The 2,179-nt window shown below is 75.7% G+C and carries 4 protein-coding genes; all 4 read right to left on the reverse strand.

Annotation, left to right across the window (positions count from 1 at the left end):
- Positions 1-52 precede the first annotated feature (52 nt).
- Complete coding sequence (locus tag AC2W7G_RS14415) at positions 53-310, reverse strand: hypothetical protein (protein WP_485869045.1); 258 nt, start codon at positions 308-310, stop codon at positions 53-55.
- Positions 311-359: 49 nt separating this feature from the next.
- Positions 360-869 (reverse strand): hypothetical protein, encoded by a 510-nt coding sequence (locus AC2W7G_RS14420; protein WP_485869046.1) that lies wholly within the window; start codon positions 867-869, stop codon positions 360-362.
- Between the two features lie 281 nt (positions 870-1,150).
- Positions 1,151-1,879 carry a hypothetical protein gene (locus AC2W7G_RS14425; RefSeq protein WP_485869047.1) on the reverse strand — a complete coding sequence of 243 codons (729 nt, stop codon included), beginning with the start codon at positions 1,877-1,879 and terminating at the stop codon, positions 1,151-1,153.
- 28 nt (positions 1,880-1,907) lie between these two features.
- The gene (locus tag AC2W7G_RS14430; protein ID WP_485869048.1) at positions 1,908-2,126 is read right to left on the reverse strand and encodes a hypothetical protein; all 219 of its coding nucleotides are present in this window, start codon (positions 2,124-2,126) and stop codon (positions 1,908-1,910) included.
- Between the last annotated feature and the right edge of the window lie 53 nt (positions 2,127-2,179).

Genomic DNA, 2,179 nt, shown 5'->3' on the forward strand with positions numbered 1-2,179 from the left:
GGTGCGCTGCGCGAGCAGCTCGGCCTGCCGGGCTGAGCGCCCGTCCGCCCGGCTAGTCGATGCGGCGCTGCAGCGACCACACGACGCCGGCGGCGACGAGCAGCCCGATGCCGAGCCAGAGGCCGGCGGAGATCGTGTCGCCGCGCATCAGCACCTGGGCGGTCGGCGACTCGGCGAGCGCGTCCAGCGGCAGCAGCGACAGCACGCGTCCGGACGAGGTGAACAGCACCAGCAGCAGCACGTTGCGCAGCAGGCCGCCCGAACGGCTGCCGGGTGCCTGCTGGGTGCGCTCGTCGCGGTCCTCGTCCATCGCCCCTATCGTCCCGCACCGCGCCGACAGCGGCGGACGCAGGGCCGGGTCACTCCGGGACGACGAGCTCCATCGGCTCGCCGCGACTGCCGTAGCCGTACGAGACGGCGACCCGGCGCGCGCCGCTCATCCCGCTGGCCCAGACACGCAGCGGCGCGAGGCTCTCGTCCAGCACCACGACGTGCTGGCTGACCGCCCGGGCGCCCGACCCGCCCGGACGCGCGCTCACCCGCCAGGCGGCCTCGCCGTTCGTCACCGTGACGTCGGCGTCCGTGGCGGGCTGCACGTCCCACGTGCTGCCGGGCATGTTCGTCCCGGTCAGGACGAGGGAGTCCAGCGCGGACTCGGGCATCGGCACGACCTCGGCGGCGCGGCGCTGCTCCGCGGTGCCGTCCGCGTCGCTCTCGACCCACTCCCCGTCGTCGTCCAGGTCGGCCCAGGCGCGGTCGCCCGCGATCACGTAGGCGCCCGGCCGGTCGTGGCCGAGCACGAGGGCGTCGCCGTCGTGGACGAACGTGAGGACGTCGGTCTCGCCCGGGTCGTCGACGGCGGGGTTCATGACCAGGATCCCGCTGCGGTCGCCCGCAGCGAGTCCTCCAGGCAGGTGAGCAGGTCGGCGCCGTCGAGACCGCCCCGCTCGCGACGCCCAGCTCGTCGCACGACGCCGGCGTGGAGTCGTCCACGTGCCGGGTGACCGCCGCGGACGGGAGGTCGTCGGCCTCCCCGCCGCCGGTGGAGCACGCGGACAGGACCAGCAGGGGGCTCAGCAGGAGCAGCAGGGAACGGCGCACGGAGCGAACCTAGGGCACCGCGGCCGCCGGCGGGCGGCTTCGGCGCCGGTCACTGCGGCGCGGTGATGGTGACCTTCCCGCCGAGGTCGTACAGCTCGGCGTTGCTGCGGAAGGGCGAGCCGTCGCGCGTCGCGTCCTCCTCGACCTTGACCGGGCTGAGCGTCCGGTCGAGCCACACGACGTGCCGGGTGACCCGGGTCTCCCCGTCGGCGGCGTACGGGGCGGTGACGCTGAGCGGCCAGGCGTCCTCGACCGTCCCGCCCTGGCGCAGCGTGAGGTCGCGCGGACGTCCGACGCGCCAGCGGGCCGCGGAGCGGACGGCGTCGGTGTCGACGACGAACCGTCGCTCGGCGAAGGTCGCGGCCAGCCGGGCGGCGTCCTGCTGGGTCGCGTCGCCGTCCGGGTCGCTGGCCACCTGCTCCCCCTGCACGTCCAGCCACGCCCGGTCGCCGATGACGACCAGGTCCTGCGAGCCGCCGCTCTCGTAGCCGACCGGGTCGCCGAGGCTGTAGGTCACCGAGACGATGCCGTCGTCCTGCCCGGCGAAGATCGTCTGGCGTCCGGTGACGTGGGCGGCGAGCGCGTCGTCCATGCAGGCGGCCAAGGCGGTGCCGGCGACGGTGGCACCCGCCCCGACCCCGAGGGCCGTGCAGCTGGCCGGACGCACGTAGGCGCCGTCGCGCTGGGCGGTCAGGGTGGCGCGGTCGTCGGCGTCGTCGCCGCCCGAGCAGGACGCGAGCGCGAGCCCGACGGCGAGGACGAGCACGGTGCGCAGCATCCCGGAACCCTAGCCCGCCTCGGCCGACTCAGCGCGGCGCCCGGACCTGCTGCGGCTCGCCGAGGTCGACGAAGTGACGGGTCGTCGTGGACGTCGTGCCGTCCGCGGTGACCGTGGCCTGCATGGCGACCGGCGCGAGCGACTCGTCCAGCCACACGACCGCGTCGCTGACCTGCGCGCCGTCGGCGCTGAACGGCGCGCTCTCCAGACGCCACGCCTGACGCGGGTGCCGTCGGGACGCTTTCACCGGCCCCGGGCTTGCGGCCGACGCTCCACGAGCGCGAGCCGGTCAGCAGGTCG

Source organism: Aeromicrobium sp. PFPM2_SD2 (assembly GCF_057364525.1).

Coding starts and splice junctions, on each gene's coding strand:
- AC2W7G_RS14415 (WP_485869045.1), bottom strand. CDS start 310: ATGGACGAGGACCGCGACGAGCGCACCCAGCAGGCACCCGGCAGCCGT.
- AC2W7G_RS14425 (WP_485869047.1), bottom strand. CDS start 1,879: ATGCTGCGCACCGTGCTCGTCCTCGCCGTCGGGCTCGCGCTCGCGTCC.
- AC2W7G_RS14420 (WP_485869046.1), bottom strand. CDS start 869: ATGAACCCCGCCGTCGACGACCCGGGCGAGACCGACGTCCTCACGTTC.